Source organism: Arthrobacter sp. V1I9, from assembly GCF_030817075.1.
Lineage (GTDB): Bacteria > Actinomycetota > Actinomycetes > Actinomycetales > Micrococcaceae > Arthrobacter.
Map to the genome: position 1 here is coordinate 3,079,632 of NZ_JAUSYU010000001.1, position 24,458 is coordinate 3,104,089.

Genomic DNA, 24,458 nt, shown 5'->3' on the forward strand with positions numbered 1-24,458 from the left:
GGATAAGGTGGGGCGGTGGTGCAAAAAGCTGAACGGGTGGCCGCCCCGCAGATATCCGGCAAAAACCCCGGCCGCAGGAACCCGGCCGGCAGGCAAGGCAGGCCGGTAGGCAACGTCACCCGCGGCACCACCAATCCCAACCGCATGCGGCGCGTTGACCGCTGGCTGACGGGCCCCCAGGCCTGGCGGCTCCGGTCTGCTGACAACCCCCTGGTGGTGGATCTGGGCTACGGCGCCACCCCTGCCACCGCCGTCGAACTTTTCGAGAGGCTGTCCGCCCTGCGTCCGGACGTCCAGGTGCGCGGCATCGAGATTGAACCGGACCGGGTCCGCGCCGCACTGCCGCTGCAGCGGCCCGGCTTGAGCTTCCATGTGGGCGGCTTCGAAATTCCCGTTCCCGGGCGGCCCGTGCTGGTGCGTGCGTTCAACGTCCTGCGCCAGTATGAGGAAGCGGATGTGGCCGGAATTTGGCGGCTGGTGCAGGACCGCCTGTCCGCCGATGGCCTGTTCATCGACGGGACCTGCGACGAAATCGGCCGGCGGGTGACGTGGGTGGCGCTGGATGCGGAACGGCCGCTCTCGCTCGGTATGTCTGTCCGGTTCGGCAGTTTTGACCTGCCCTCCGAGGTTGCCGAACGGCTGCCAAAAGCGCTGATCCACCGCAACGTCCCCGGCGAACGGGTACACGCCCTGATGCAGGCGATGGACCAGGCCTGGCTGGAAGCCGCTCCCCTGGCGTCCTTTGGGAACCGGCAGCGCTGGCAGGGCATGTGCCGAAGCCTGCGCGACGCCGGTTGGCCGGTTCAGGACGGACCGGCCAGATGGCGGCTGGGCGAGCTGACGGTGGGCTGGGAAGCAGTGGCCCCGCGCGGCTAGGCGGGGCCGGTGGGGGATCACCAGGGTCCGTAGGGCCCCGTGTTGCGGCTGCCGCCACGGCCGGCATCCTTCACGGCCGGCCGCACGTCTGCCAGGTAGACGGACGCCGCGACGACCGCCGCGAGCCCAAACAGGCCGAGCGTGCCGAAAAAGCCGCCGCTGCCAAGGAATGAGATAACGCCGACGAGGGCGGCTCCGCCTGTCAGGGCCATCCAAAAGGTCTTGGTCCTTTTCCCGGTGGCCTCGAACGCATTGGCGCGGTGCCGGGCGCAGTCCACCACGGCCCACAGTTCAAGTCCGAGTGCCACGAGGGCAAGAATAAAGAACACTGCCTGCTCTACAGGCCGAATAATGAGTTCACCGTCCACAAGCCCAGCCTAGCCGCCCAGCGCGTCCAGCGCCTGCTTCAAATCTGCCCAGAGGTCCTCAACATTTTCGATGCCCACGCTCAGGCGGACCAGGTTCTCAGGCACATCTGTTGGCTCGGCGGCGTGCCGGCGCCGGCGTTCGATGAGGGACTCAACCCCGCCCAGCGATGTAGCGGGCAGCCATAGTTGCACCGCGCGGACCACCGCGTCCGCGGCGTCAGCTCCGCTGATCCCGCCCACGGCCGCTACCTGGAAGCAGACGATCGAACCGAAGCCCTTCATTTGCGCTTTGGCTCGTGCGTGGCCAGGATCCGCGGGAAGGCCCGGGAACCGGAGCGATTCGATCCGGGGATGGGATGCAATCCGCTCCGCCAGGACCATGGCCGTAGCCTGGGACCGTTCGATGCGCAGCGCCAGCGTCCGCAGCCCGCGCAGGGCCAGCCAGGATTCGAAGGGGCCGGCGATGCCGCCATGGATGGTCCGGTGATGAAGCAGCGCGGAACGGATATCCGGGTTGGACGTCACCAGGGCGCCCAGGACGACGTCGGAATGGCCCGCCAGGTACTTGGTCACCGAATGCAGGACGACGTCGGAGCCCAGGCCCAGGGGCTGCTGCACCAAGGGGGTGGAAAAGGTGTTGTCCGTGACGACGATGGCCCCGGCAGCATGCGCTGCCGCAGTAAGAGCCGGAATGTCGGCGATGCTGAGCATGGGGTTTGTGGGACTCTCAAGCCACAGCATGGCGGCGGCCTTCCCGGCCGGGCCGTGGGGCGCCAGCGCTTCCTTGACTGCTTCGGTATCCGCGACATCAACGGTTTGAAGTTCGATAAAACCCTTTTGGGCAAGCTCGGCGGCCATCACCAGGGAACCGGAATAGCAGAGCGTTGGCATGACCAGCACTCCCCCGGCGGGAATGAGCGACAGTGCGGAACTGACCGCCGCGAGGCCCGAGGCATACAGGAGGCCGGGCAGTTCCGATCCCTCGAGCTGGCCCAGCGCTTCCTCGAAGGGATCCCAGGTGGGGTTGGAGTACCTGCCGTAGCCGCGGTCCCCATCAGCAAGGGCACCAATGCCGAAGAACGTGGAGGACAGGACGATGGGAGGGTTGACCGGCTGGTCTCTTTCCCGCGGGGGACGCCCGGCGGCCACCACTACCGTCTCGGCTGCCAGTGAAGCCGCCTGCTGTTCGGAAAGACTCATGCAGGAAAGCCTACTGTCCGGTGCGGGCACCCCGGAAAGCCGTTACCCGCCCGCCAGTACTGTCCACATACTCCCTGCGGCAGTCTGCCATTGCCGCGCGCGATCGGTAGGCTTGACCGGTGAGCAAACAACGGGCGGGCCTTTTCATCGCGTTTGAGGGCGGGGATGGTGCCGGCAAATCCACCCAGGCAGCCCGGCTTGCAGACGCCCTTGAATCCCGCGGCCTCACCGTCCTGAAGACCAGGGAGCCCGGCGGAACCCTCATCGGAGAGAAGCTTCGGTCCCTGGTCCTTGACCACGGCCATGGCCACATCGACGCCCACACCGAGGCCCTCATCTTCGCGGCTTCCAGGGCCGCCCACGCCAGCCAGGTCATTCGGCCGGCGCTGGAGCGCGGCGAGATCGTTTTGACAGACCGTTATATCGACTCTTCCGTTGCCTACCAGGGAGCCGGGCGGGACCTCGGCAAGGACGCCGTCCGGTCAATCAATGCGTGGGCCACCTCGGGCCTGGAGCCCCACCTTACGGTGCTGCTGGACGTCGACCCGGCAGTGGGCCGCCAGCGCCGGACCGCCGGTGACGCCGAGGAGGACCGGCTCGAATCAGAGGCGGATGAATTCCACCTGAGGATCCGGAACGCCTTCCTGGAGCTGGCCGCAAGCCGCGCCGGTTCCTACCTTGTGCTGCCCGCCCATCTTCCCGTGAGTGACCTTGCCGCACAGATCCTCCAGCGCGTTGACGCACTGCTGGCGGCCGCGGAGGGTGACGCATGACGGTCTGGGACGACCTGCAGGGCCAGGCCGCCGTCGTCGAACAACTGCGCCAAGCGGCCACCGGTGAAAGCCTGACGCACGCGTGGCTGTTCACCGGGCCGCCCGGGTCCGGCCGGTCAAATGCCGCGAAGGCGTTCGCCGCGGCGTTGAACTGCGACCAGGAGGACGTCAACCGGCGCGGCTGCGGGCAGTGCCCGGCCTGCCTGACGATCCTCGGTGAAACCCACTCCGACGTCACCTTCGTCCGAACCGAAAAAGTCACCATCACCATTGACGAAGCGCGTGACCTGGTGGCCACGGCGGGCAACCGGCCGTCCTCCGGCCGCTGGCGGATCATTGTGGTGGAGGATGCAGACCGAATGGCCGAGCGCACCACCAACGTTCTGCTCAAAGCAATTGAGGAGCCAACTCCCCGCACTGTATGGATGCTGTGCGCACCGTCCCCGGCTGACGTGCTGGTGACCATCCGGTCGCGCTGCCGAAGTGTGGCTTTGCGGCTGCCGCCCGCCTCCGATGTGGCTGCCCTGCTGGTTAAGCGCGACGGCGTGGAGCCGGCGCTGGCGGAGCGCGCGGCCCGGGCGGCACAAAGCCATGTGGGTATTGCCCGGCGGCTTGCCCGGGATCCTGCCGCCAGGGAACGTCGTCTGGAAACCGTGAGGTTCCCCTTGGGCCTGCGGGGCGTTACCGCCGCCGTGATGATGGCAGAGAAGCTGGTCAAGATCGCCACCGCCGAAGCCAATAGCTCCAACGAGGAACGCGACGCCGCCGAGAAGGCTGCCCTGCTGGCAACCCTCGGAGCGCCGGAGTCCGGAACCCTCCCTCCGGCCATGCGGAGCCAGGTGAAGCAGCTTGAGGACGACCAAAAGCGGCGGGCCAAGCGGTCCATCACCGATTCCCTGGACCGGACGCTCACCGACCTGCTGTCCTTCTACCGGGATGTGCTGATTATCCAGCTCGGGAATGCTGTGGAGCTCGTGAACGTTGAGCTGAGGAGTGAATTAGAGGAGTTCGCCAGCCGCTCCACTCCAGAAGCCACTCTCGCCCGCATGGACGCCATCAACAAAGCCCGCGAACGCATTACCACCACCAACGTAGCCCCGCTGTTGACCATTGAGTCCATGGCAGCCAGCCTGATCTAGCCCCCTCCAAGGAGACCCGATGACTGCCCGCCCCCTGCCCGCACGCCCCCGATCCTGGGTGATTGGAATGCGTGCTGCCGGGGCCATGGCGCTTGCCATGGTTCTGGCCTCCTGCACCCTCATCGACGGCGGCAACCGCAGCCAGGAGGCATCCACTGCCAAGGCCGATCCCTCGATCGTGGCGTCCGCTCCGTCCGGGCTGGAGCAGTTCTACTCGCAGGAAGTGGTGTGGGAATCCTGCGAAAGCGAGTTCCAGTGCGCCAAGGTGAAGGTGCCGATGGACTACGACAAGCCCGAGGGTGACACCATCGAACTTGCCGCGCTGAGGGCACCGAGTACGGGCAACAAAACGGGCAGCCTGCTGGTGAACCCGGGAGGGCCCGGTGCGTCCGGGTATGACTTCGTCAAGGACGCCTCCGGGACACACTTTTCCCAGCCAGTGCGCGACGCGTACGACCTGGTGGGCTTCGATCCCCGGGGCGTAAAGCGCTCCGCCCCCGTGACCTGCATGACGGACGCCGAGCGTGACGCCGCCCGGGCCAAAATATACGACCTGGACACCGACGCCGGGCTGGAAGCAGCCCGCGCGGACAACAAGGCGATCGCAGCCCAGTGTGCCGAGCAGACCGGCCCTGTGCTGGCGCACATCGATACGGTGAGCTCGGCGAAGGACCTGGACATCCTCCGCGCAGTGGTGAATGACACCAAGCTCAACTACCTCGGGTACTCCTACGGCACTTTCCTGGGCTCCACCTATGCTTCGCTGTTCCCGGACAACGTGGGGCGCATGGTGCTTGACGGTGCCCTCGATCCGTCCATCAGCAACGAGGAGCTGACCCGGGGGCAGGCCCGAGCCTTCGAAAAGGCCATCCGGGCATATGTTGCCAGCTGCCTGGAGCAGGACGGGTGCCCGCTCAGCGGAACCGTTGATTCAGGAGTTCAGCAGCTCCGCGACCTCATCGCCGCTGTCGAGCAGACGCCCCGCACTGCCAAGGACGGGCGGGTGGTCAACGCCACGATGTTCGTCAGCGGCCTGATAACCCCGCTGTACAACGATCAGAGCTGGCCGGCCCTGACCCAGGCCCTTGAAGCGGCGATGACCGGAGACGTGAGCCTCATGCTTCGGCTGGCCGATCTTGGTGCCGACCGCGCTGCCAACGGGACGTATACGTCCAACTCCACATTCGCGTTCAACGCCATCAACTGCCTGGACTACCCGATGGACTCCGATACCGCGGCCATGCGGGCCGAACAGCAGCGCCTCATGCAGGACTCCCCCACGTTCGGGTATTTCTTTGCCTACGGCGGCACCAACTGCGCCGACTGGCCGCACAAGAACACCCGCACACCCGCGCCCGTTGAGTACAAGGGAGACTCGCCCATTGTGGTTATCGGCACCACGGGCGACCCTGCAACACCTGTTGAGTGGGCCGCTTCACTCCGCAAGCAGCTGGGCAACGCCACACTGCTGACATGGGAAGGTGAAGGCCACACCGCCTACGGCCGGTCCAACAGCTGCATCGAGGACCCCGTGGACAGCTACCTTGTCAGCGGCCAGGTTCCCGCCGATAACACGGTGTGCTGAAGGCCTCAGCCCTTTCGTCCCGCCCATTTTGACCCGGGCGCGGGGACTCTATTACAGTTGACTCTTGCATGAGGCCCCCGGTTCTTCCGGGCAAGCATGCGGTGCTTCCTTAGCTCAGTCGGTAGAGCGTTTCACTCGTAATGAAAAGGTCATCAGTTCGATTCTGATAGGAAGCTCGGGATAAACCCCGTGTTGTCGTTGTTTTCGACGATGATGCGGGGTTTTTCGCTGGTTAAGGGGAACCCTCGGTTAGTGCTAGGTGTAAGGCACATTTCCGGCACACTTGCTGGCCGGGCTGACGACCCCGCCTACACCCTGCAGAACTCCGGTCACAGGTTAGAGCAAATAGCCGTGGCTTCAGCTGAAGACTTCGCTTGGGACCGCCACCTACTCATCGCACACCGAGATCACCGCAGCCGGTGAATTCCACCGGTTCCTGAACGACTCCTGCGTCCAGGATTTTCCGGTCGCCTAGCGCCAGGCCGAGGCTATGGCCGGGTGACAGCCCGGACGATACGATCAACATCGGCCCCTTTGCCCTGGGTTGCGAAGGGGCAGGAACGCTGGGCCTCCGGGAGTGCCTCGCATAGCTGTCAAGGAAGGACCCGCACGGGTCTTTCCTTCGGCTTACTGGCTCTAGGGGCCTTGTAGTCCTCCACGGCCAGGGGGCAGGGGTGCCAGGTTGCCCTCCTCAGCAGCCGGAGCATTCCGAGATGGCCGTGGAGGTTCGTCCGGACGTGGCCGCGGCCCCGCCCCGGTCAATGACGGGGGCCGTCGTTTAGCGTCCGCTCCTGGCTCGACGTCGGCGTGCACACTTTCATCTCGAGAAGTGCAGCATGAAAAGCGCCTCCCTAGGGCAAACGCAGCAGGTCAAGCACAGCTGGCAGGGTCGCCACTCCGTCTTCTGCCATGAAGTGTCCGGCTCCCGGGTGGACCTGCAGCTGCGCGCCGAGGCGCCTGGCGAGGTCATCAGATGCTGCCGGCGGCACGAAGGGGTCCGTCTCCGAGCGGATGACTGTTCGCCCACCGATATTCCTTGCGATGCGTTCAACGTCAACGTCTGTTGCAAGGTAACCATCCAGTTCCGGCAATGCATCCAGCGGTCCAGTGAAACCGGCTACCAACACAAGGCCGCCGAGCTCCCATGGCTCCGGCAGCGCCGCCAGTACTCGTAGCGCCGTGACGACACCCAGAGAATGTGCCACTATCGCCGTCCTCTCATCGGGCACTCCCAGTGCAGCACTGACAGCGTTCTCCCACGCTGCCGCTTTAGGAGCGTCCGGGGCCGGGAGAGGGACGACAGTGACGCCTATGCCTTCGGCTTCAAGTGCGCCTTGGAGCCAGGGGAACCAGTTCGCATCCGGTGCAGCTTCGTACCCGTGAATGATGACGACGCGCTGGACCAAGCGCGTCGGGCGGTCGTTAGATGCGTTCATAGGCAAAGACACTAGCGCGCGGCCAAGAGGGATTGTCGATGACCCACACACATAAGACTTGCAGGCCCGCATCACTGTGCAGACCTGCCTAGCTAAAAGAGAGTAGGCAGGTACCGTGGAGGTTGCCCGAGAGAGGATTAACAATTGGTCTATAGCAGCGAGGCTGAGCGGCGCAACGATGCCGTGTACGCGGAGCACAAGAAGGCTGTCGCCGCCGGTGAAAAACGTGTACTCCGCAGGACCAGCTCCGGCGAGCTGCACAGCTATCCGGGTGACGAGATCGGGTTCACGCCCGGCCGCGGCCATGTGCAGGTCAGTACCTGGTGGGGCATGGGGATCCTCATGGCCTTCTCAGGGACAGTTCTGGTCGCGTGCCTGTGGCTTTTCCAGCGCCCCTTATGGGAGGGGCAGCCGCCGGAGTGGGCGCTCTTGTGGCCCATCGGCATGTCCGGGTTCTTCACGCCTTACGCGTTCATCCTGGCCCGTGACGAGTACCGGGCCACCCAGCTGCGCAAGCGCCGCGGCTCTCCGAAGCCGAGCCCTTCCGGCGCTGTTGACATCGACCTCCTGGAGCTGGGCCAGGAACGTCGGGAGGAGCAGCACTGATGGAATATCTCGTCGGCTTCGGTGGCTTTGTGGTCTTCATGGTGGTTCTACGTGCGCTGAACGGTGTCTGGCAGCGAAAGCACCGCCGTACCCGCCCGCCGCGGCACCAGGGCGAGCCTCAATCCCAGCGAGGCCGGGTCTACAAGAATCCGCCGCCCACCAATCACAACGCGGATCCGTATAGCGGCTGGCACTAGGGACCGGTGCGTCGGCCAGTTCGGCAGGTTCTTCGTCATGACGGGGATGACAAGCCCTGCCGAAAATCCTGGAACGGCCCGAACCTGCCACCTCCCGTTTGAAGGGGCCGCTCGATCCAGCTGAGCACCAAGGCATGGAGTGTCCAGATCAGCACAGTGGCAGCATCGAGCCTCTACACCGGACTGGGCAACGCTGTGGTCCGTCGGCTCCGCGCACTAGGTGAGTGCGATGCGCGCCAACAAGAGGGCGTTTACGGTCACGTCGAAGACGGCTCGGCCATCTTTGTGGGTGAAAGGTGTCTCCGCGGGGGCCGTGTCTCCTGGCTGGGTGATGGTCACCCGCCGGGGCGTCTTCCCGCCGCAGGGGATGGCCACCTGGAAGTTGGCGCTCTGCGGCTTGAACCCGCCGGTATCGAGGCCGTCCATGTTGGCGAAGAGCACGTCCAGGCGGTGCTCGGTGCGCTGCCGCAGGTCGATGACGACCTCGGCCGGCGCATCGGTCACGATGGTGCGCCCGGTCCCCTCCAAGATCCCCGCCAGGGCGCTTGTCACTGCCGCATCGTCGCTTTCGTAGTAGTGCTGCCCCGCCTGCCCGGTCACCATTATCACCGCGCCGTCGCGGTGGGACGTGCGCGACCAGTCCGGGCCCGGACTGATGCCGAACGCGCGCAGCAGCGCCGGCTGCGGGCGCTGCGCGCCGTTCTCATCAAAGGCGCCGGCATCGGTACCGGCGGTGACCACCAGCGTGCCGCCGGCCTCAACGTAGCTCTTCAGCCCGGCGATCTCCTGATCCGAGAGTGCCGCCGGCCGCGGCGCCACCACCACCGGGTAGGGCGCGAGCCGCGCTGCCGACAAGTGCGGTGTGGTGACCACGTCGTACGGGGCGTGCGCGTGGATGAGGGCTTTGCAGATGCCGCGGTACTCGCCGACGTAGGGCAGGGACACCGCCGAATCCCTCTGCCTGGTGGTCCACCAGAGCTCATCAGCGGCGTTGGTGCTGGTGTAGAGCCCCACACCGGAGTTCCTGTCGACATAATCCCGGCTCGCGCTGGAGAAGACTACCGCCACCGGGTTGGCGCTCCCGCCGGCCCAGATGTCGTTGTTGTCCTTGAGCCAGCCATACATCCTGCCGCGCCAGGCATCACCCACGGTGCGGCTCAGGAGCGGGATCTGGCTCTCGTACGGCCGCTGGCCGCCCGCGATGGCCAGCGCCATGACCCGCTCGGCGTCGTCGGCCTGCCGGCCGTAGGAGATCGCCCAGCTCGGGTTCTTGCCCGCGCAGCCGCGGCCATGCCGCATCATGATCGCCATCGAGATCCAGTCATCCGCCGATGCCTCACGCATGCCGGTCTCGTCACTGACGCAGCTCACTTCCCACGCACGGAGCACGTCCCCGTCGTCACGGCTGGCGGCGTCCAAGCCCTGCACCGTGCCGTTGCTGTAATCCATGGTGCCGGTCTCGACGATCAACTCGAAGTCGGGCCGTACCGTGCGTGCCCCGGCAAGCACCGCCTGCTCGAACTCGTGGATGATCCCGTGCCGCCACGCCACCCAGCGGCGGAACACCGGGTCGTCCCAGTCCACCCGGGCGGGTTGTGCCAACCCGGTCTCGGCACGGAACTTGGCCGCGCAGGTCTCGTTCGTGCACGGCCACACGCCCACGATGTCCGAGAGCAGCGGAACATCACCCCACAACCCATCCAGCGCCGTCTGCGCCAGCCGCTTTACCCGGTTAATAAAGTAATCGCGGTACCCGGACGTGGGGCAAAGCCAGGCACTCTCGGTCCCCTCCGGCACCCAAAACACCCGGCCGCCGCCTACAAACACGTTCGCCTGGCCATCCATGCCGCGCTGCACCCAGTCCGGGTGATCCTTCCCCATGGTGCCTTGCCCGCTCGGCGCGTTCCTGCTGAGCGCCTCCAGCATCGAGCAATACACCACCGCCTTCATGCCGCGCTCGTGGCATTTCCGCGCCACCGCGTCAATGTAGACCGCGCTCTCCTCGAAAAGCCCCTCGCTCATATAGAAGGAAAGGTCCGTATCGACCACCACCACGCTCACGTGCGAGGCCGCGAGCGCATCGAGCCTCGCGTCGACGTCCGGATCATCCTCAAAGCTCTCGAACCCCGCCACGCGGGCGTCGGAGACCCAGCTCAACTCCGGGGATGCCGGCTCCACGACCTGCGGGCGCGCGCCGCCGAGCGGATTGCTTCTGCATCCAGCGCTAACGGCAACAGCACCGAGTCCGACGGCGCCAGCGCCGAGCGTGACTGCAATAAACCTACGTCTTGTTACCGGCTTAGCACTCCTGGTGGCCATGCCATGACCCTAACCTCGGAACCTTTGAACAGCCTGTGGACGTGCCTTCGAATGGCGAGGCCGCAGTTTGGAAAAACCTTGTGCGGGGGACCTACCGTTCAACATGATTACTGAAAATGCCAGGGCCCGTCCGCCAACCAGGGTGGGCCGACTAAAGCGCCAGCGTGATGGGCCCTGCCGTGGAGGGGCCGCCGCATTGTTCGCTCCCTCCGACCCGGGTCCAGGTCAGGTCCACCTCCCGTTCGGCGAGTACTTCACCACTTGCCGCCATTGCCCTGACGGTGGCTTTTTTGGGGGCGCTCATGGGCGTACTGAACTGCCAGGTGCGGTCATCGATTTTCTTGCCGGAATACGGGCTGTAGTTCGGGTCCCCGACGGGCGGTCCCGGCGTTGCGGGGGCAGCGGTATCGGCCTGGCCAGGGATGGCGGAGACACCGGGAGCGACGGTACTTTTGGGCGCCGTGCTAGGTTGCGGCGTAACGGAGCAGATCCCGTCCGGGCAGAACTGGACCTTGGCCACACCGTCCACTGGCCCGTCGAGGACAACGGTGGCAGAGTTGCTCCAGCCGATGGCAGGACACACGCCGGGCGTAGCGCAACCTGCTGTAGAGATCGCAAGGATCAGGAGTAACGGGACTGACAATCTCTTCATTGGCCCAGCATGACACCGGCAGGCGGAGGTGAAGGTTGCCTTTCGGTCACATCTTGGAACCAGATGACACCAGGTCCTCAGCCCGCAGTCCAAGCCGCCGAAAGACCGCTTTTCCTGCGATTGTCATTTCCTGCTGCTAGTGTCCGGGCCATGAATGAAGTGTGGTTGTCATCAAATTCTGCTGCGGCACATGATCTGTCCGGCCGGTCCGGGTTCGACGACGGGTTCCTGGGGCTTCCAGTTCCAATACCGGCCCTCGCAGGTCCTGAGACAGTACTGCTGCCTTACACACACTTCTCAGTGCTTATGCGGCTCGACAAGCGTCTGGCCGCCATAACTGCTCTAGGTATCAATGGCGAGAAGTTGATGGACCTGGACAGGTCCGGAATCCAGTGGCGTCTGGACCCCAGACTGGCTGAGGACCAGCAGACCGGGGAGCGGCTTTACGCACGCAACGATATCGATCGCGGTCACCTTGTCCGCCGTGCCTCCGCTGTCTGGGGCGATTCCCGAGCGGAGGCGGCCCAGGCCAATCAGGACACCTTCCATTACACAAACGCTGCTCCACAGGCAGCAAAATTCAACCAAGGCCTGGACCTGTGGCTCGGCCTCGAGTCCTACCTGCTCGACAATGCCGCCGACTACGGCCGCCGGCTCATCGTCTTTACCGGCCCCGTCTTCGGTGAGAACGATCCGGTGTACCGGGGCGTGGATATCCCTCTGCTGTTCTTCAAAGTCGCTGCCTTCCTGCAGGACGGGGAGCTGGCAGCCACGGGCTACGTAGTGGACCAGACCGCCCAGTTGGGCGAACTGCCGGACGTCACCCTGCCAAAGGCTGTGGACGAGGCTCCGCCGCTGGGCCCGTTCCGGACTTTCCAGGTACCCATCAGGGACATCGCCGCACTGACAAGCTTGGATCTTAGTCAGCTGATCGCCGCAGACCGAATGCCAATAGCGGCGCAGCTGCCCTCCGCCCGGGTAGCGACCACCTGGAGGAAGCTCTTGTCCCCGGAGGACCTGGACCTGGACTTCGACCTCATCAAGGACTAGGACGGGCACTTTTTACAGGAACCGGCCACCGGCAAGTAGTTGACCCGTCCAAGAGTCGAGTACTTCCTACGCATGCATGGCAAGGAATTGGCTTCTAGTCTTGTTGATACGGCAGCACGCCGGCTACGGCTGCTGCCGGCCATTCGGTTTTCCCTGTGGCGTGCTTCCAGCCTAAGAAGACGGTACTGGTGCACAGGTTCCAATATTCCAGGACTTCCCATGCCGCTGTCCCCCGATTCAGCCGAAAAGCGCCCGCTACTGGAAACGCTCCCCCAGCAGCTGCCCGGCCGTGTGGCCCAGGCAGCCGTTCGCGGGGACGCCCTGCAGCAAGCACCCGGCAGGCCGGTCCTGATGCTCCGGCCGGCCCGGGTGAAGGTGGGTTCCATCATCGGGCTCGCCATTGCCTACACCGTCACGCACGTGTTGGTGGAGTGGGACGACGGCGGCGGGCACGACACGCGGTGGGTCGCCAGCTGGCTGGTGCGTCGCCTTTAGCTGCGCCCGCCCCGAGCCGGTGGCAGCATGCGCGTGCGGAGTGCCCGCTTCGTCGTAGGCTGAACTTCGTGTGCGACGGAGAGGAGACCGCGATGGCCGGGAGTGCATTGACCGGGACGAGCGTGGCCGGGCTGATGGCGGAGCTTGGTGCGCTGGAGGAACCGCGGGCACGTGAGGTAAACGAAAAACACGGCGACGATCACGGGGTGAACCTTGGCAAGCTGCGGGCCGTTGCCAAGCGCCTGAAGACACAGCCGGAACTCGCCCGCGAGCTCTGGGAGACCGGCGACACCGCGGCGAGGCTGTTGGCCCTCCTGGTCTGCCGTCCGAAGGTGTTTGAGCGTGACGAGTTGGACACCATGTTGCGCGAGGCCCGCACCCCCAAAGTGCACGACTGGCTCGTGAACTACGTGGTGAAAAAGAATCCCCACGCAGAAGAGCTGCGCCTGGCCTGGTCCGCCGATCCCGATCCGGTGGCAGCGAGTGCAGGCTGGGCGCTGACCAGCGAACGTGTGGTGAAGCAGCCCGAAGGCCTCGACCTCGCCGGCCTGCTGGACATCATTGAGTCGGAGATGAAGGGCGCGCCGGACCGTCTGCAGTGGGCGATGAACACTTGCCTGGCACAAATCGGAATCGGGCACGCGGAGCACCGGGACCGGGCCGTCAGCATTGGTGAACGCCTGGAAGTGCTCAAGGACTACCCAACTCCCCCGGGCTGTACCTCGCCCTATGCGCCCAGCTGGATCACCGAAATGGTTCGCCGGCAACACGATAAGTAGCGGGAACCGCGGGCCGTAGGAGTATCCTTCTGCGCCGACGCCGGCACCTATGATGGCGTTCATGGAAGACGAGTCCCTGGCGGAGATTGCCAACGAGCTCTACGCCAAGCCGATGGAAGACTTTGTGGCGGCCCGTGCCGCCGCAGCGAAGGAAGCTGCTGGTTCGGACAAGGAACTCGGAGCAGCGGTGCGCACGCTGCCAAAGCCGTCTGTTGCCGCCTGGGCCGTCAACATGCTGGCCGTGCACCAGCCGGAAGCCCTCACCGAACTGGCGGATCTCGGCGGCAGGATGCGCGAGGCGCAGGCGTCGCTGGATGCCGCGGCCCTTCGCGGGCTGGGACGCGAGCGGCGGACCATGCTGGCCGCCGCCGTCGACACCGCCCGCTCAATAGCCCAACAGCATGGCCGGTCCATCAGCGATGCCATGGCCACCGACGTTGAGGAGACGCTTCGGGCCCTGACGGCCGATGCGGGCGCTGCTGCTGCTGTCCAAAGCGGACGGCTCCTGAAGACACTGTCGGCGGACGGCGTGAACGCCGTGGAGCTTGAGGGCTCAGTGGCAGTCCCGGCCGCCCTGCCCGCACCCCGGGCAACTCCTGCTCCGGCGAGGGCACCAGCGCGAAAAGATCAGAAGGAGAGTACGACGGCGGCGGGCACCGACCGGACCAAGCCGGACAAGCCGCGGCTTGAGGCAGTCCGGCAGACACCGCGGCCAGCGTCACCACCGGCGCTGGAGAAAGCCAAAACCGCGCTGGCCGAAGCGCAGGCGGCAGAAGCTGAGGCAGCCCGGCTTGCCCGGGACCTGCAGGACCAGGCAGACGAACTGCGGAGCAAAATCGCGGAGCTGACCCAGGAAGCATCGGATCTGCGAAACCGCCTCAAGGCGGCCGAGGACCTGCTGGAACAGTCCCGCAAAGGGCTGGCGGGCACCACCGCGGAGGCAAAACAGGCGGCGCGGGCCGCAGACAAAGCCGAACGGACAGCGATGCTGGCACAGGAACGGGTCCTCCGGCTGGGCAACACGCGGAGCTGATTCCGGGGAATGTCAGACCCCGGTTGCACACTGGATTTATGGAAAACCAATTCGTACAGGAATTTCACGTCACCTACTTCGACGCCGACTGCGGCCGTGCCCGCGCCGAGACCTTTGACACCCTTGCTGAGGCCGAGCGGTTCGCCAGCCGGCACTGCGCCGGCGAGGACAGCTGGGCCGTCGTGGACGCAGTCCCGGTCCCGCAGGTCCGTATCGCCGCCTGAATCGAGGCCGGCAAAAGTCGGGGCTGCCACAGATCGTGCTGATCCTGGACCGCTTCGCTTAAAGCGGTAACCCGCGTTGCACGGGAATTACCCAGGCAACGCGGGTCAACGGCCTGCTGAGAGCAGTGTGCTTGGACCGGAGTACTTAGACGGAAGCGCGGTTCAGTTTAGGCGAAATCGGCAATTGCAGGATCGGCTCCGATGCGGCCTTCACCCTTTGCGCTGCGGTCCAGCGCGTTGATGGCCTCGATGTCGTCCGAGTCCAGGGAGACCTCCAGCGCCGCGAAGTTCTCGCGGATGCGGGACTCGGTGACGGACTTGGGGATAACCACGTTGCCGATGGCGAGGTGCCAGGCGATAACTACCTGGGCAGGCGTGGCACCGTGCTTGTCAGCGATGGACGCCACCGTTGCGTCCTTAAGGAGCTCGCCGCCCTGGCCCAGCGGTGACCAGGCCTGAGTCAGGATCCCCTTGGAGGCCCCGAACTCGCGCAGTTCGCGCTGGCTGAAGTACGGGTGGAGCTCGATCTGGTGGATGGCCGGGACCACGCCCGTTTCGTCGATGATCCGTTCCAGACCCTCGACAGTGAAGTTCGAAACACCGATCGACTTGACCCGGCCGCGCTTCTGCAGCTCGATCAGAGCCTTCCAGGTGTCCACGTACTTGTCCCGCTTGGGGGTCATCCAGTGGATCAGGTAAAGGTCAAGGGTCTCGAGGCCCAGCCGGTCCATGGACTCTTCGAAAGCGGCAAGGGTGGATTCGTAGCCCTGGTCTGCGTTCCACAGCTTGGTGGTGATGAAAAGCTGCTCCGGCGACAGGCCCGAGCTGGCGATGGCCCGGCCTACGCCCGCCTCATTGCCGTAGATCTTGGCGGTGTCGATGTGGCGGTAGCCCGCTTCGAAGGCCTGGCGGACAACCTTTTCCGCCACGCCGTCCTCAACCTGCCATACGCCATAGCCAAGCTGGGGGATCTGGTTTCCGTCGTTGAAAGTCAGTGTCGGTGAAAGAGTCATGCCCTTATCCTGCCAAACGCGACGCCCCGCGCGGGAAGATCAGGCGCGACTATGCCACACGCTTAACCGGGAATATCTTCCTGCCGGGAGCCGAGGCTTTCCTCCCGCAGTTGCCTCTCGGCGTCGGCCACCTGCTGGAAGACTGCCTCCGCGCGCCGCCGGACGGAGGCAGCTCCCACGGGGACGGGCCCAACGGCGAGCCGCAGCATGGCGGCTGCTTCTGCGGTGGTGGCGAGCGAATTGCCGGCCTTGGACAGCGAGCGGTGGACACCGGCGAGGGCCGCTGGGATGTCCAGCCCCTCGCTGGGTGACCGCTGCTGTGCTTGCACACACACTGCCCTGACGCGGTCCAGCAGTGCGGCCAGCTCATTGGCGATGTCCACCAGTTCCCCGTAGAGCTGGTCGTCCTCAACCCCTTCGAGGACCTGGTGGAAGCGGTCCAGCCCCCGGTGGAAGCGGTCGTGGGCCCGGCGCCACAATCCCTTCCCCAGTTCCGCGTCGTCCTTGCGCCCCTGCCTGGCGGCGCTGAAAAAGCCCAACGACCCTAGAGGTACTGTCCCGGACCGTGGTCCGGTTCAAGGGGCTGGCCTGGTCCTGCCGGAGCACCCGCCCGGGGGCCGGCTGACGCCCGCTGGGGCTCTCCGTTTTCGCCGATCACCACACCCGGCGCAATCACAGTGCCGGGAGGAAGCTGGCGGAGCTGCTGCTGCGCTGCGGCGTGCTCGCGGGCGGCGTGCTGGGCGGCAATGGCAGTCTGGATGCCGTGGAACAGCCCCTCCAGCCACCCCACAAGCTGGGCTTGGGCTATGCGGAGTTCAGCGTCCGAAGGTGTGGCCTCGTCCGGGAAGGGGAGGCTGATCCTGTCCAGTTCCTCCACCAACTCAGGCGCAAGCCCGTCTTCCAGTTCCTTAATGGAGCGCTCATGGATCTCGGCAAGCCTTTCCCGGGCCGCGTCGTCGAGCGGGGCGGACTTCACTTCCTCCAGCAGCTGCCTGATCATGGTTCCGATCCGCATCACCTTGGCTGGTTCATCCACCAAATCCTGCAGGTTGCTGCCTTTGGGCTTCCCGCCGTCGGCCGCGGCTGCCGGCGCAGGTGCCGGTTGGCTGCCGTCGATGGTGGTGCCCTCTACGGGGAGGTCCTCAGGTGCCTGAGTGTCTTTCGGATCGCTCATGCGTTCATACTCTCATGAGCGATCCGCCGCGGGTTCACTCCATGAAGCCCGCTGACGCTTTGTCCGCTGCAGGCTCAATCAGCAGCACCGCCCCTGGGGATTGGAGTCCTGGCGGTCGGTCCGGTCCCGCCAGAACTCTCGCTCGCTCAGTGGCGGCGTGCTGTGGCCCGCCGCCCGGTGGTGCTCCAGATACTTCGCGTAGGCGTCCGCCCCCAGCACACCGCCAAAGTAACGGGCGAACCCCCGGAAGCCCTGCGCAACCGCGGCGAGTCCGGAGCTCATCAGTGGTGGCCTGCCCTCTCGAACCTCAATTCGGCGGGGACCTTGTCCCACTCGGCCATCAGCTCCTTCTCGGCAGGAGTGGGGATGAGCCCGGCCGGCGCGAAGACCCGGGACGGCCTCGACGGGTCTTCATTGCCCTTGGAAGCTGTCGCGTCCCCACGGCTGCGGAACGCCTTGAGGGTGGCAAGCACCGCCGTCGCGATCACAATGATGCTGAGGACCACGAAGATCACCGACAACCAGCCCTGGATGGCGGTGTTGCGCACCACGGCTTCCATGGCTGCCACGGATTTCGCTGTGCCGAACTCCGTCTTCCCGTCCGCCAGGGCCTTGCTGAAGGCGGCATTGTTGGCGAAGTACCCCACAGCCGGAGTGGGCGAGAAAATCTTCTGGTAGCTCGCCGTGATGGTGACCACCGCTGCGAACGCCAAAGGCAGTGCCACGATCCACAGGTACTTGAAGGTTCCGCGCTTGGCGACAATGGCCAGGCACACGGACAAGGCGATGGCGGCGAGCAGCTGGTTGGCGATGCCGAACAGCGGGAACAGCGTGTTGATGCCACCAAGCGGATCGGTGACGCCCATCAGCAGCACCGCGCCCCAGGCACCCACCATGATGGCGGTGCAGAGCCAGGCGCCGGGCCGCCAGGAGGCTTCCTTGAACTTGGGAACGAAGTTGCCGATGGAGTCCTGCAGCATGAACCGTGCCACGCGGGTGCCGGCATCCACTGCCGTGAGGATGAAGAGGGCCTCAAACATGATGGCGAAGTGGTACCAGAACGCCATCATGGCGGTGCCGCCGATGAACTGCTGCATGATGTGCGCCAGACCAACCGCGAGGGTGGGGGCGCCGCCGGTACGCGAGACGATGCTTTCCTCGCCCACGTTGCTGGCGGTCTGGGCAAGGAAGTCCGGGGTGATGTTGACGCCGGCCAGGCCCAGGCTGTTGACCCAGGTGGCGGCCGTTTCCACTGTTCCCCCAGTGAGGGCAGCCGGAGCATTCATAGCGAAATAGAGGCCGCGGTCAATGGAGATGGCCGCAACGAGGGCCATGATGGCCACGAACGATTCCATCAGCATTCCGCCGTAGCCGATGAAGCGGGTCTGCCGTTCCTTTTCCACCAGTTTCGGTGTGGTGCCGGAAGAGATCAGGGCGTGGAAGCCGGACAGTGCGCCACAGGCAATAGTGACGAACAGGAACGGGAACAGGGCTCCCGGGAACACCGGGCCGTTGTCCCTGCTGGCGAACTCGCTGAAGGCCGGGACGGTGATCTCGGGGCGGACCACAATGATGGCCAGCGCGAGCATCACGATCACGCCGATCTTCATAAAGGTGGACAGATAGTCCCGCGGCGCCAGGAGCAGCCACACCGGCAGGATGGCAGCGATGAAGCCGTAAACAATGAGGCCCCAGGCGATAGTGACCTTGTCCAGGGTGAAGAGCTCGGCGCCCCACGCGGTTTCAGCAACAATGCCGCCGCCGATAATCGCCGCCATCAGCAGGACAAAACCGATCAGGGAAACTTCCATGATTTTGCCCGGCCGCAGGTACCGGAGGTAAACGCCCATAAACAGCGCAATGGGGATGGTCATGCCGACGGAGAAGACGCCCCAGGGGCTTTCGCCCAGTGCGTTGACCACAACCAGGGCCAGGATTGCCACGATGATAACCATGATCAGCAGGGTGGCGATCAGGGCTGCAGTGCCGCCGATGACACCCAGTTCCTCCCGGGCCATCTGTCCCAGCGAGCGTCCGCCGCGCCGCATGGAGAAGAACATGACCAGGTAGTCCTGCACCGCGCCGGCGAGGACGACGCCGATGATGATCCAGATAGTGCCGGGCAGGTAGCCCATCTGGGCCGCAATGACCGGGCCCACCAGCGGCCCGGCGCCGGCGATCGCAGCGAAATGGTGGCCGAACAGGACGTTACGGTCGGTGCGGACATAGTCCTTGCCGTCCGCCTTGTACTCCGCCGGGGTGGCCCGGCGGTCATCCGGCCTGGTGATGTAGCGCTCGATGACCTTGGAATAGAAGCGGTAGCCGATGAGATAGGTGCACACCGAGGCGAACACGAACCAGATGGCGTTGACCGTCTCGCCGCGGATGATCGCGAGCATAAACCATGCCACGCCACCCAGCAGGGCGATCGCCGCCCAGAGCGCGATCTTACCCGGCGTCCATTTTTTCTCTTCCGCCTCGCGGACCTTTTCATCCAGCGCCGAAGGAGGGAGGACAGTATCTGTGGCCACCGATCCTTCTCCCAGGGCTGCGTTCCGTCGACTATCAGGCGTTTCGGCCATGTCTCCTCCTTGAGATTCTTTCCGCTTCTGCTGACACGCACCCTACCAACGACGGGTGCGGCCCGGGCTGGATTTGGCCGCTTAAGGAAAGGCCCTGCGCCGAACGGCCTGCACCCGGCGCCAAACGACACGCTTCCGTTGCAGCCGGCGGCGCGGCCCGTCCTTGCACGGTTCCAAGCAAAGAGGGCCCCCATCCGGTGTTCCGGACGGAGGCCCCTCTTTCCCGCCCGCGGCGGAACGGGTTGTCAGGCGTGCGAGTAGGTGAGGCAGTCGGCGTTATCGGCTCCCGGGCCCACGTGCACTTCCGGCGCCTTGCACATCAGGTGGTCGTTGTGCACGCATTCGGAACGCTGGCATGCTCCGACGTCGGCCAGCACTTTGGGCAGCCCACCGTGAAGGCCTGTGTCGATGAACGTGGCGCAGGCTGCGTGGTTTTCTGCGCCTCCTACCGTGATGGCGGCGGCGTTGCAGTTGGTGTGGTCGTTAAAGGAACAGTTCGTTACGCTGCAGTCGGCGACGTGCGTTGTCATGGAAAGTCCTCCTGATCCGGCGCCCTGACCGGGCGGCTCCTGAACCCCAATGTAAGCCCGCCGGGAACAATCAAAAAGACCCAATTTAGTGACGTAATTGCTCACATCCCCACCACGCGCCGGGATGCCGGCAGCCGGGCCCGCGTGAAAAGCCAGGCCAGCACGGCACCCGTCAGCGGGACAGCGATCAGGAGGGCCAGAAGGTGCAGCCAGGGAACATCAAGGGCGATGCCCATCTCCGTGCCGGCGACGATGAGTACGGCCGGCACGGTGCCGGCCAGAGCTCCGAGCAGGGTCCCCAGTCCTGAGGTCAGCAGCGCCTGAGAACCCGCCAGTCCTTTCCGCAGTCGAGGTGAGGCGCCCACTGCAGCGAGGGTTGCATGATCCGCCCGGGCATCCGCAAGGGACAGGCCGGTGGTAATGCCTGCTGCACTGAAGGTGATCAGTGCGCTGAGGGCCACAATCGACCACGTCAACCACGCGTTGTCCTGCGGGATGCCGGGTTCCACCCAGAACCCGGCGCCGGGCTGCTTGTACACCGCGGCAGCGGCCCCTGCTGCCGCATCCACCTCGGCAGCGGAGGGAGGACGGGTGAGCTGGACCAGGAGTTCAGCGGGGGCAGGGTGCATGCCCAGCCGGTGGGCCGTCTCCTGCGAGACCACCCCGTAGTAGGGAACAGCTTCGGCTGGTTCAACAACCACGGCGGCCAGGGCGGTGCTGCTGACCGTTTTGTGCATGTGCATGTGGGACGGGTCAACCGGGTCTTGCGCTTGCGTGCGTACATCCTGCGCCAGAAGCACGGCCTTCCCGTCGCGCACGAAGACAGGGTTGGTTACCACCATGCCGCCCGTATCCAGCACCGCCAACGCCTCAGGCCCGGCTTCCCGGCCCATTACCGCGGCGATGACGTCCGCACCGCCCACCAGAACCGAGCGGTAGCTGCCGGGCCACTGGGCGAGGGAGCCCTTGCACCTCCAGTCCTCACGATCGATCACTCTCCGCTGCGGCGTCATCGGACATTCATTTCCTGCTGGTGTGGCAAGCGAATATTGCAGGCAGTTTGAGGTTGCCGTCCGCGCCGGCCGCGCGATGTCAGCGCCGGGGCCGGAAGCACAGTTTTGGACGTAGGCGGGCGCGCTGATCTCCTTTGTCCAGGCAACGCTGGTGAGGGCACCCTCCACCGCGGAAGACAGGTCCGCTGCCTCAACCCTGACTGCAGGCTGGGTGCTGCCGTCGGGAAGGAGGGGCTGTTCCAGCGACAGCGGCAGGTAAGTCTGGTACTCCAGCGCGCTCCAGGAATGGTTCTCGCGCATCCCGGCCTGCTGGCTGGCCGCGAGGACCAAGGCAGCGCTTGCCAGGGTTGTGGCCGCGAGGACTGCTGCCACGGCCGGCACCGTACGGCTGCGGTTCCTGGCCGAATCCCGCGCTGCCAGCCGCATGGCAAGCGGGAGCCAGCCCGTCCGCGCGGTCAGCGCAGTAATGATCCATCCCACCAGGAGCACAAGTCCGACGACGGCGAGTACAGCGCCGGCGATCAGCAACCCCGCCACTACCGGAAGTTGCTCGGCTTTGCGGTCCGGGTCGCCGGCTGACTGCCCGATCAGCCAACCGGCGGCCAGAAGTCCCGCCGAGGTCAGCACCAGCGCTGCCCCAGCGACGATGGAGCGCTTGCCGCTGCCGGCCGGCGCCCTTCCGGATTTGAGCGCTCCGAGGGCGCCCAGGTGAGCAACGTGGTTGGCCGGGGCCAAGGCCGCCAGGACACAGCACAGCAGCCCCAAGGCCATGGAAACCAGGGTCAGCGGCAGGTCAGGATGGAGGCCGGGAAAGCGTGGGGAACCCATAAGGCTGACCCAATGGACTACAGCTGCTGCGGAGAGGAGGCCCAGTGCACCGCCGGACAGCACTGCGATGCCGCCAAGCCATAGTCCTCCTGCCGTCACTACCATTCGCACGGTTGGGGCATCCGCCCCGGCGGCCGCGAACAGCGCCAACTCCCGCATTTGGTGCTTTGCCCCGACTGCGAAGGCTGCCCCGGCCAGGAGACCCACCTCAAGCAGCGCCAATGCGGCGATCAGACCGGCTGCCGCGTAAAAAGCTAAGGCCTCCGATGGCGGCTGGCGGGGCGTGACGCCTTCGATGCCGCGCTGGTCCGGGGCCGGCGGATCGAGCACCACACTGCGCGACAGCACACCGACCCCCTGGCGGTTGGCTTCACGTATCTGGGACCAGGCCACCGGTTCCGGACCAACCAGGTAATAGGACACCGACTGCGGTAATTCGGCTTCCTGCTGCAGAGCGGAGTCCGGTACCTGCTCCGGCGCCAGGAAAAGAAAGGAGTTCCGGTCCGAGGCACCGGCGTCCCTCACGGTTCCCACGGGAACGAAAGTACCGGCCGACGTCGTGATTTCCTCGCCGAAGCCCAGACCGAACCGTTCCAGCAGGCCAGGTGACACCACAACTTCCTCAGCAGACCGGGGAGCTCTTCCGTCAAGCAGAGTGAACTTTCCTGCAAAGGCGGGATGAAGGGCGTCGACCACCCTGCCCTCAAGGGGCACCAAAGCCGCGCCCACCCGGGTGGTCAGGTTCACCAGCCGCTGCGGCAGGACTTCGTAGCCTGGCGGCAGCAGCTCCGCAGGATGTGCCGGAACAAAGCTGGGATCATGGTTCCCGGAGCTCGAAGCCACCCTGGTGTCGTTCAACGGGTCCTGGACGGAGTCCGCGTTGGGAACCGGGAGGGCGGCGAACCGGGCCTGCGTCTGCCCGAGCTCGTAGCTGACAACTTCCTCCGCCGTTCTTTGCGTGCTCTGGTACAGGGCGGCCGCGCCGGTCATGCCGGCTACCGGCAACATGATCAGCAGGATGATGAGCAAGGAGCGGCCCTTGTGCCGGTTGATGTCCCGGCGGGCCATGCGCAGGGCAACTCGGAAGCTGCTCCGGCGCCCGCCCGGGGCCGGAGCGAGGTCCAGCGGCATCAGAACCCGGCCTGCGCCAGGAGCACGGATGGATCATGCTGTGCAGCCGCCTGGTCCACGATGCGGCCATCGCGAAGGAACACCACGCGGTCCGCCCACGCTGCGTGCCTGGCTTCGTGGGTGACGAGCATCACGGCGGCACCTGCATCCGCGCGGGACCGCAGCACTTCCATAACCCCATGGCCGGTGGTGGAATCAAGCGCTCCGGTGGGCTCGTCCGCAAGGATCAGACGCCGCTGTCCCACCACTGCACGCGCTATGGCCACGCGCTGCTGCTGGCCCCCGGACATCTGGTCTATAAACCGGTCAGCCAGTTCAGGGATTCCCACCTGCCGCAGCGCATCCAGCGCCTGCCGATGGGCTTTTTTCGACGCCGTTCCGTCCAGCTCCAGCGGCAGCGCCACGTTCTCGGCCGCAGTCAGGGTGGGGATCAGGTTGAAGTCCTGGAAGACGTAGCCGACGGCACGGCGGCGCAGGCGCGCGAGGTCGTTCAGCCCCAGTCCCGCCAACGGGGTGGACTCCACAAAGACGCCGCCCGACGTCGGACGGTCCAGTCCCCCGGCAAGCGCCAGCAACGATGACTTGCCGGACCCGGACGGTCCCATGACCGCAACAAACTCCCCTGCACTGATGGTGAGGTCAACGTCGCGGAGGGCCGCCACCGCCGTCGCACCCTCCCCGAAAGTCTTGCTAACGCCGGCAAGTTCCAGGACCTGCTGTGGTCCCTGCACGCTCACCGGCGGCTGTCCGCGTTGAGCGGGGCGGAATCTTCCGTGACCCCGTTGGATGTCTTACGCGCCTGGCCCGATTGTGCCTGCTGGACCATCCTCGCTTCACAAAGATCCAGCCAGCGGACCTCCGCTTCGGTCTGGAAGATCAGAGAATCAAGGACCAGCAGCCAGGCAGTATCTCCAGACCGCTGGCTGGTGGCGGCGTCCCTGCGGGCCTTGGTGTAGTCCTGCAGGGCACGGATGGAGGCCACCCGCTGCGCCTGGATGATGCCTTGCACGTCCACGCCCGGGATGGTGACGGCGAGCGCCAGCTTGATGGCCAGTTCGTTGCGTGGCGGATTGTTCCGCTCCACCGGGGCTGCAAACCAGTTTCCCACCTCGGCCTTTCCTGCGCCGGTAATGCTGTAGACCACATGGCCGTCACCGTCGTCGCCGTCCTTGGTGACCAGGCCGTCACGTTCAAGCCGGTCAAGCGTGGTGTACACCTGCCCGATGTTCAGTGGCCACGTGGCTCCCGTGCGGTTCTCGAACTCGACCCGGAGCTGGTAGCCGTAGCGCGGCTGGTCCTGCAGCAGGGCGAGGAGGCTGTGGCGGATGGACATCATTGCTCCTTGCACTTGGAAGCCTCGGTATGCACGGTCCCCCAAGGCCCGTGCATACCGCGTATAGGACTAACCGTAATACAGAAGAACGAGCCGGGCAATACTCAGTATGTACTGAGGCA

The 24,458-nt window shown here is 65.5% G+C and carries 25 protein-coding genes and 1 tRNA gene; 12 read left to right on the plus strand and 14 right to left on the minus strand.

All coding sequences use genetic code 11. The annotated features are described in order from the left end of the window. The first annotated feature begins 15 nt into the window (after positions 1 to 15). Entirely contained in the window at positions 16 to 876 is an 861-nt protein-coding gene (locus QFZ70_RS14345; protein ID WP_307096557.1) for a class I SAM-dependent methyltransferase, read from the plus strand. A gap of 17 nt (positions 877 to 893) precedes the next feature. Here QFZ70_RS14345 and QFZ70_RS14350 read toward each other — a convergent pair whose 3' ends face one another. After that, positions 894 to 1,244, minus strand: coding sequence for a DUF2516 family protein (locus tag QFZ70_RS14350; RefSeq protein WP_307096558.1), 351 nt, complete (start codon positions 1,242 to 1,244; stop codon positions 894 to 896). A 9-nt stretch (positions 1,245 to 1,253) separates the two neighbouring features. After that, complete coding sequence (locus QFZ70_RS14355; protein WP_307096559.1) at positions 1,254 to 2,444, minus strand: PLP-dependent aspartate aminotransferase family protein; 1,191 nt, start codon at positions 2,442 to 2,444, stop codon at positions 1,254 to 1,256. Positions 2,445 to 2,563: 119 nt separating this feature from the next. Here QFZ70_RS14355 and tmk point away from each other — a divergent pair, with 119 nt between their 5' ends. From tmk to QFZ70_RS14375, 4 genes are all read left to right on the plus strand, one after another. Next, positions 2,564 to 3,217, plus strand: coding sequence for a dTMP kinase (tmk, locus tag QFZ70_RS14360; protein WP_307096561.1), 654 nt, complete (start codon positions 2,564 to 2,566; stop codon positions 3,215 to 3,217). After that, positions 3,214 to 4,356 (plus strand): DNA polymerase III subunit delta', encoded by a 1,143-nt coding sequence (locus QFZ70_RS14365; RefSeq protein ID WP_307096563.1) that lies wholly within the window; start codon positions 3,214 to 3,216, stop codon positions 4,354 to 4,356. Before tmk ends, QFZ70_RS14365 begins: the two co-directional genes overlap by 4 nt. Positions 4,357 to 4,375: 19 nt before the next feature. Then, complete coding sequence (locus QFZ70_RS14370) at positions 4,376 to 5,941, plus strand: alpha/beta hydrolase (RefSeq protein ID WP_307096564.1); 1,566 nt, start codon at positions 4,376 to 4,378, stop codon at positions 5,939 to 5,941. 103 nt (positions 5,942 to 6,044) lie between these two features. Beyond that, positions 6,045 to 6,117: transfer RNA gene (locus QFZ70_RS14375), tRNA-Thr, on the plus strand. Between the two features lie 675 nt (positions 6,118 to 6,792). Here QFZ70_RS14375 and QFZ70_RS14380 read toward each other — a convergent pair. Next, complete coding sequence (locus QFZ70_RS14380; protein WP_307096566.1) at positions 6,793 to 7,377, minus strand: alpha/beta hydrolase; 585 nt, start codon at positions 7,375 to 7,377, stop codon at positions 6,793 to 6,795. A gap of 144 nt (positions 7,378 to 7,521) precedes the next feature. Between QFZ70_RS14380 and QFZ70_RS14385 the strand changes: the two genes are divergently transcribed. Both QFZ70_RS14385 and QFZ70_RS14390 read left to right on the plus strand, forming a co-directional pair. Beyond that, a complete protein-coding gene (locus QFZ70_RS14385; protein ID WP_307096568.1) occupies positions 7,522 to 7,983 on the plus strand; it encodes a hypothetical protein in 462 nt (153 codons plus the stop codon). Beyond that, complete coding sequence (locus tag QFZ70_RS14390; RefSeq protein WP_307096570.1) at positions 7,983 to 8,180, plus strand: hypothetical protein; 198 nt, start codon at positions 7,983 to 7,985, stop codon at positions 8,178 to 8,180. The genes QFZ70_RS14385 and QFZ70_RS14390 overlap by 1 nt, the downstream gene beginning before the upstream one ends. Positions 8,181 to 8,396: 216 nt before the next feature. Here QFZ70_RS14390 and QFZ70_RS14395 read toward each other — a convergent pair whose 3' ends face one another. Both QFZ70_RS14395 and QFZ70_RS14400 read right to left on the minus strand, forming a co-directional pair. Next, the gene (locus QFZ70_RS14395) at positions 8,397 to 10,499 is read right to left on the minus strand and encodes a beta-galactosidase trimerization domain-containing protein (RefSeq protein WP_307096571.1); all 2,103 of its coding nucleotides are present in this window, start codon (positions 10,497 to 10,499) and stop codon (positions 8,397 to 8,399) included. A gap of 151 nt (positions 10,500 to 10,650) precedes the next feature. Beyond that, the gene (locus QFZ70_RS14400) at positions 10,651 to 11,151 is read right to left on the minus strand and encodes a hypothetical protein (protein WP_307096572.1); all 501 of its coding nucleotides are present in this window, start codon (positions 11,149 to 11,151) and stop codon (positions 10,651 to 10,653) included. Between the two features lie 150 nt (positions 11,152 to 11,301). Between QFZ70_RS14400 and QFZ70_RS14405 the strand changes: the two genes are divergently transcribed. The 5 genes from QFZ70_RS14405 (at position 11,302) to QFZ70_RS14425 (ending at position 14,732) form a co-directional block, all read left to right on the plus strand. Further along, the gene (locus tag QFZ70_RS14405; RefSeq protein ID WP_307096574.1) at positions 11,302 to 12,201 is read left to right on the plus strand and encodes a DNA/RNA non-specific endonuclease; all 900 of its coding nucleotides are present in this window, start codon (positions 11,302 to 11,304) and stop codon (positions 12,199 to 12,201) included. A gap of 219 nt (positions 12,202 to 12,420) precedes the next feature. Beyond that, a complete protein-coding gene (locus QFZ70_RS14410) occupies positions 12,421 to 12,696 on the plus strand; it encodes a hypothetical protein (protein ID WP_307096576.1) in 276 nt (91 codons plus the stop codon). A gap of 92 nt (positions 12,697 to 12,788) precedes the next feature. Further along, positions 12,789 to 13,475, plus strand: a complete 687-nt coding sequence (locus QFZ70_RS14415) for a DNA alkylation repair protein (RefSeq protein WP_307096577.1) — start codon at positions 12,789 to 12,791, stop codon at positions 13,473 to 13,475. 61 nt (positions 13,476 to 13,536) lie between these two features. Next, positions 13,537 to 14,508 (plus strand): hypothetical protein, encoded by a 972-nt coding sequence (locus tag QFZ70_RS14420; RefSeq protein WP_307096579.1) that lies wholly within the window; start codon positions 13,537 to 13,539, stop codon positions 14,506 to 14,508. 38 nt (positions 14,509 to 14,546) lie between these two features. Then, entirely contained in the window at positions 14,547 to 14,732 is a 186-nt protein-coding gene (locus QFZ70_RS14425) for a hypothetical protein (protein ID WP_307096581.1), read from the plus strand. 167 nt (positions 14,733 to 14,899) lie between these two features. Here the strand turns inward: QFZ70_RS14425 and QFZ70_RS14430 are convergent, their stop codons facing one another. The 9 genes from QFZ70_RS14430 to QFZ70_RS14470 all read right to left on the minus strand — a co-directional run bounded on the left by QFZ70_RS14430 (position 14,900) and on the right by QFZ70_RS14470 (position 24,336). Further along, complete coding sequence (locus tag QFZ70_RS14430) at positions 14,900 to 15,745, minus strand: aldo/keto reductase (RefSeq protein WP_307096583.1); 846 nt, start codon at positions 15,743 to 15,745, stop codon at positions 14,900 to 14,902. 62 nt (positions 15,746 to 15,807) lie between these two features. After that, a complete protein-coding gene (locus tag QFZ70_RS14435) occupies positions 15,808 to 16,284 on the minus strand; it encodes a hypothetical protein (RefSeq protein WP_307096585.1) in 477 nt (158 codons plus the stop codon). A 5-nt stretch (positions 16,285 to 16,289) separates the two neighbouring features. Continuing rightward, entirely contained in the window at positions 16,290 to 16,919 is a 630-nt protein-coding gene (locus QFZ70_RS14440; RefSeq protein ID WP_307096587.1) for a bacterial proteasome activator family protein, read from the minus strand. Between the two features lie 78 nt (positions 16,920 to 16,997). Then, positions 16,998 to 17,201, minus strand: coding sequence for a YbdD/YjiX family protein (locus tag QFZ70_RS14445; RefSeq protein ID WP_307096588.1), 204 nt, complete (start codon positions 17,199 to 17,201; stop codon positions 16,998 to 17,000). Further along, positions 17,201 to 19,501 carry a carbon starvation CstA family protein gene (locus QFZ70_RS14450; protein ID WP_307096589.1) on the minus strand — a complete coding sequence of 767 codons (2,301 nt, stop codon included), beginning with the start codon at positions 19,499 to 19,501 and terminating at the stop codon, positions 17,201 to 17,203. The genes QFZ70_RS14445 and QFZ70_RS14450 overlap by 1 nt, the downstream gene beginning before the upstream one ends. Before the next feature lie 245 nt (positions 19,502 to 19,746). Further along, the gene (locus QFZ70_RS14455) at positions 19,747 to 20,031 is read right to left on the minus strand and encodes a DUF1540 domain-containing protein (RefSeq protein WP_307096590.1); all 285 of its coding nucleotides are present in this window, start codon (positions 20,029 to 20,031) and stop codon (positions 19,747 to 19,749) included. A gap of 101 nt (positions 20,032 to 20,132) precedes the next feature. Next, positions 20,133 to 23,003, minus strand: coding sequence for an FtsX-like permease family protein (locus QFZ70_RS14460; RefSeq protein WP_307096591.1), 2,871 nt, complete (start codon positions 23,001 to 23,003; stop codon positions 20,133 to 20,135). Next, on the minus strand, positions 23,003 to 23,740 hold the full coding sequence (locus QFZ70_RS14465; protein ID WP_307096593.1) for an ABC transporter ATP-binding protein: 738 nt from the start codon (positions 23,738 to 23,740) through the stop codon (positions 23,003 to 23,005). Before QFZ70_RS14465 ends, QFZ70_RS14460 begins: the two co-directional genes overlap by 1 nt. Next, on the minus strand, positions 23,737 to 24,336 hold the full coding sequence (locus QFZ70_RS14470) for a PadR family transcriptional regulator (protein WP_307097891.1): 600 nt from the start codon (positions 24,334 to 24,336) through the stop codon (positions 23,737 to 23,739). The genes QFZ70_RS14465 and QFZ70_RS14470 overlap by 4 nt, the downstream gene beginning before the upstream one ends. Positions 24,337 to 24,458 lie beyond the last annotated feature (122 nt).

Bases quoted from the DNA above. Each gene is read 5' to 3' on its own strand.
- QFZ70_RS14355 (WP_307096559.1), bottom strand. From the start codon at position 2,444: ATGAGTCTTTCCGAACAGCAGGCGGCTTCACTGGCAGCCGAGACGGTA.
- QFZ70_RS14365 (WP_307096563.1), top strand. From the start codon at position 3,214: ATGACGGTCTGGGACGACCTGCAGGGCCAGGCCGCCGTCGTCGAACAA.
- QFZ70_RS14370 (WP_307096564.1), top strand. From the start codon at position 4,376: ATGACTGCCCGCCCCCTGCCCGCACGCCCCCGATCCTGGGTGATTGGA.
- QFZ70_RS14380 (WP_307096566.1), bottom strand. From the start codon at position 7,377: ATGAACGCATCTAACGACCGCCCGACGCGCTTGGTCCAGCGCGTCGTC.
- QFZ70_RS14390 (WP_307096570.1), top strand. From the start codon at position 7,983: ATGGAATATCTCGTCGGCTTCGGTGGCTTTGTGGTCTTCATGGTGGTT.
- QFZ70_RS14395 (WP_307096571.1), bottom strand. From the start codon at position 10,499: ATGGCCACCAGGAGTGCTAAGCCGGTAACAAGACGTAGGTTTATTGCA.
- QFZ70_RS14400 (WP_307096572.1), bottom strand. From the start codon at position 11,151: ATGAAGAGATTGTCAGTCCCGTTACTCCTGATCCTTGCGATCTCTACA.
- QFZ70_RS14405 (WP_307096574.1), top strand. From the start codon at position 11,302: ATGAATGAAGTGTGGTTGTCATCAAATTCTGCTGCGGCACATGATCTG.
- QFZ70_RS14410 (WP_307096576.1), top strand. From the start codon at position 12,421: ATGCCGCTGTCCCCCGATTCAGCCGAAAAGCGCCCGCTACTGGAAACG.
- QFZ70_RS14415 (WP_307096577.1), top strand. From the start codon at position 12,789: ATGGCCGGGAGTGCATTGACCGGGACGAGCGTGGCCGGGCTGATGGCG.
- QFZ70_RS14420 (WP_307096579.1), top strand. From the start codon at position 13,537: ATGGAAGACGAGTCCCTGGCGGAGATTGCCAACGAGCTCTACGCCAAG.
- QFZ70_RS14425 (WP_307096581.1), top strand. From the start codon at position 14,547: ATGGAAAACCAATTCGTACAGGAATTTCACGTCACCTACTTCGACGCC.
- QFZ70_RS14430 (WP_307096583.1), bottom strand. From the start codon at position 15,745: ATGACTCTTTCACCGACACTGACTTTCAACGACGGAAACCAGATCCCC.
- QFZ70_RS14440 (WP_307096587.1), bottom strand. From the start codon at position 16,919: ATGAGCGATCCGAAAGACACTCAGGCACCTGAGGACCTCCCCGTAGAG.
- QFZ70_RS14445 (WP_307096588.1), bottom strand. From the start codon at position 17,201: ATGAGCTCCGGACTCGCCGCGGTTGCGCAGGGCTTCCGGGGGTTCGCC.
- QFZ70_RS14450 (WP_307096589.1), bottom strand. From the start codon at position 19,501: ATGGCCGAAACGCCTGATAGTCGACGGAACGCAGCCCTGGGAGAAGGA.
- QFZ70_RS14455 (WP_307096590.1), bottom strand. From the start codon at position 20,031: ATGACAACGCACGTCGCCGACTGCAGCGTAACGAACTGTTCCTTTAAC.
- QFZ70_RS14460 (WP_307096591.1), bottom strand. From the start codon at position 23,003: ATGCCGCTGGACCTCGCTCCGGCCCCGGGCGGGCGCCGGAGCAGCTTC.
- QFZ70_RS14470 (WP_307097891.1), bottom strand. From the start codon at position 24,336: ATGTCCATCCGCCACAGCCTCCTCGCCCTGCTGCAGGACCAGCCGCGC.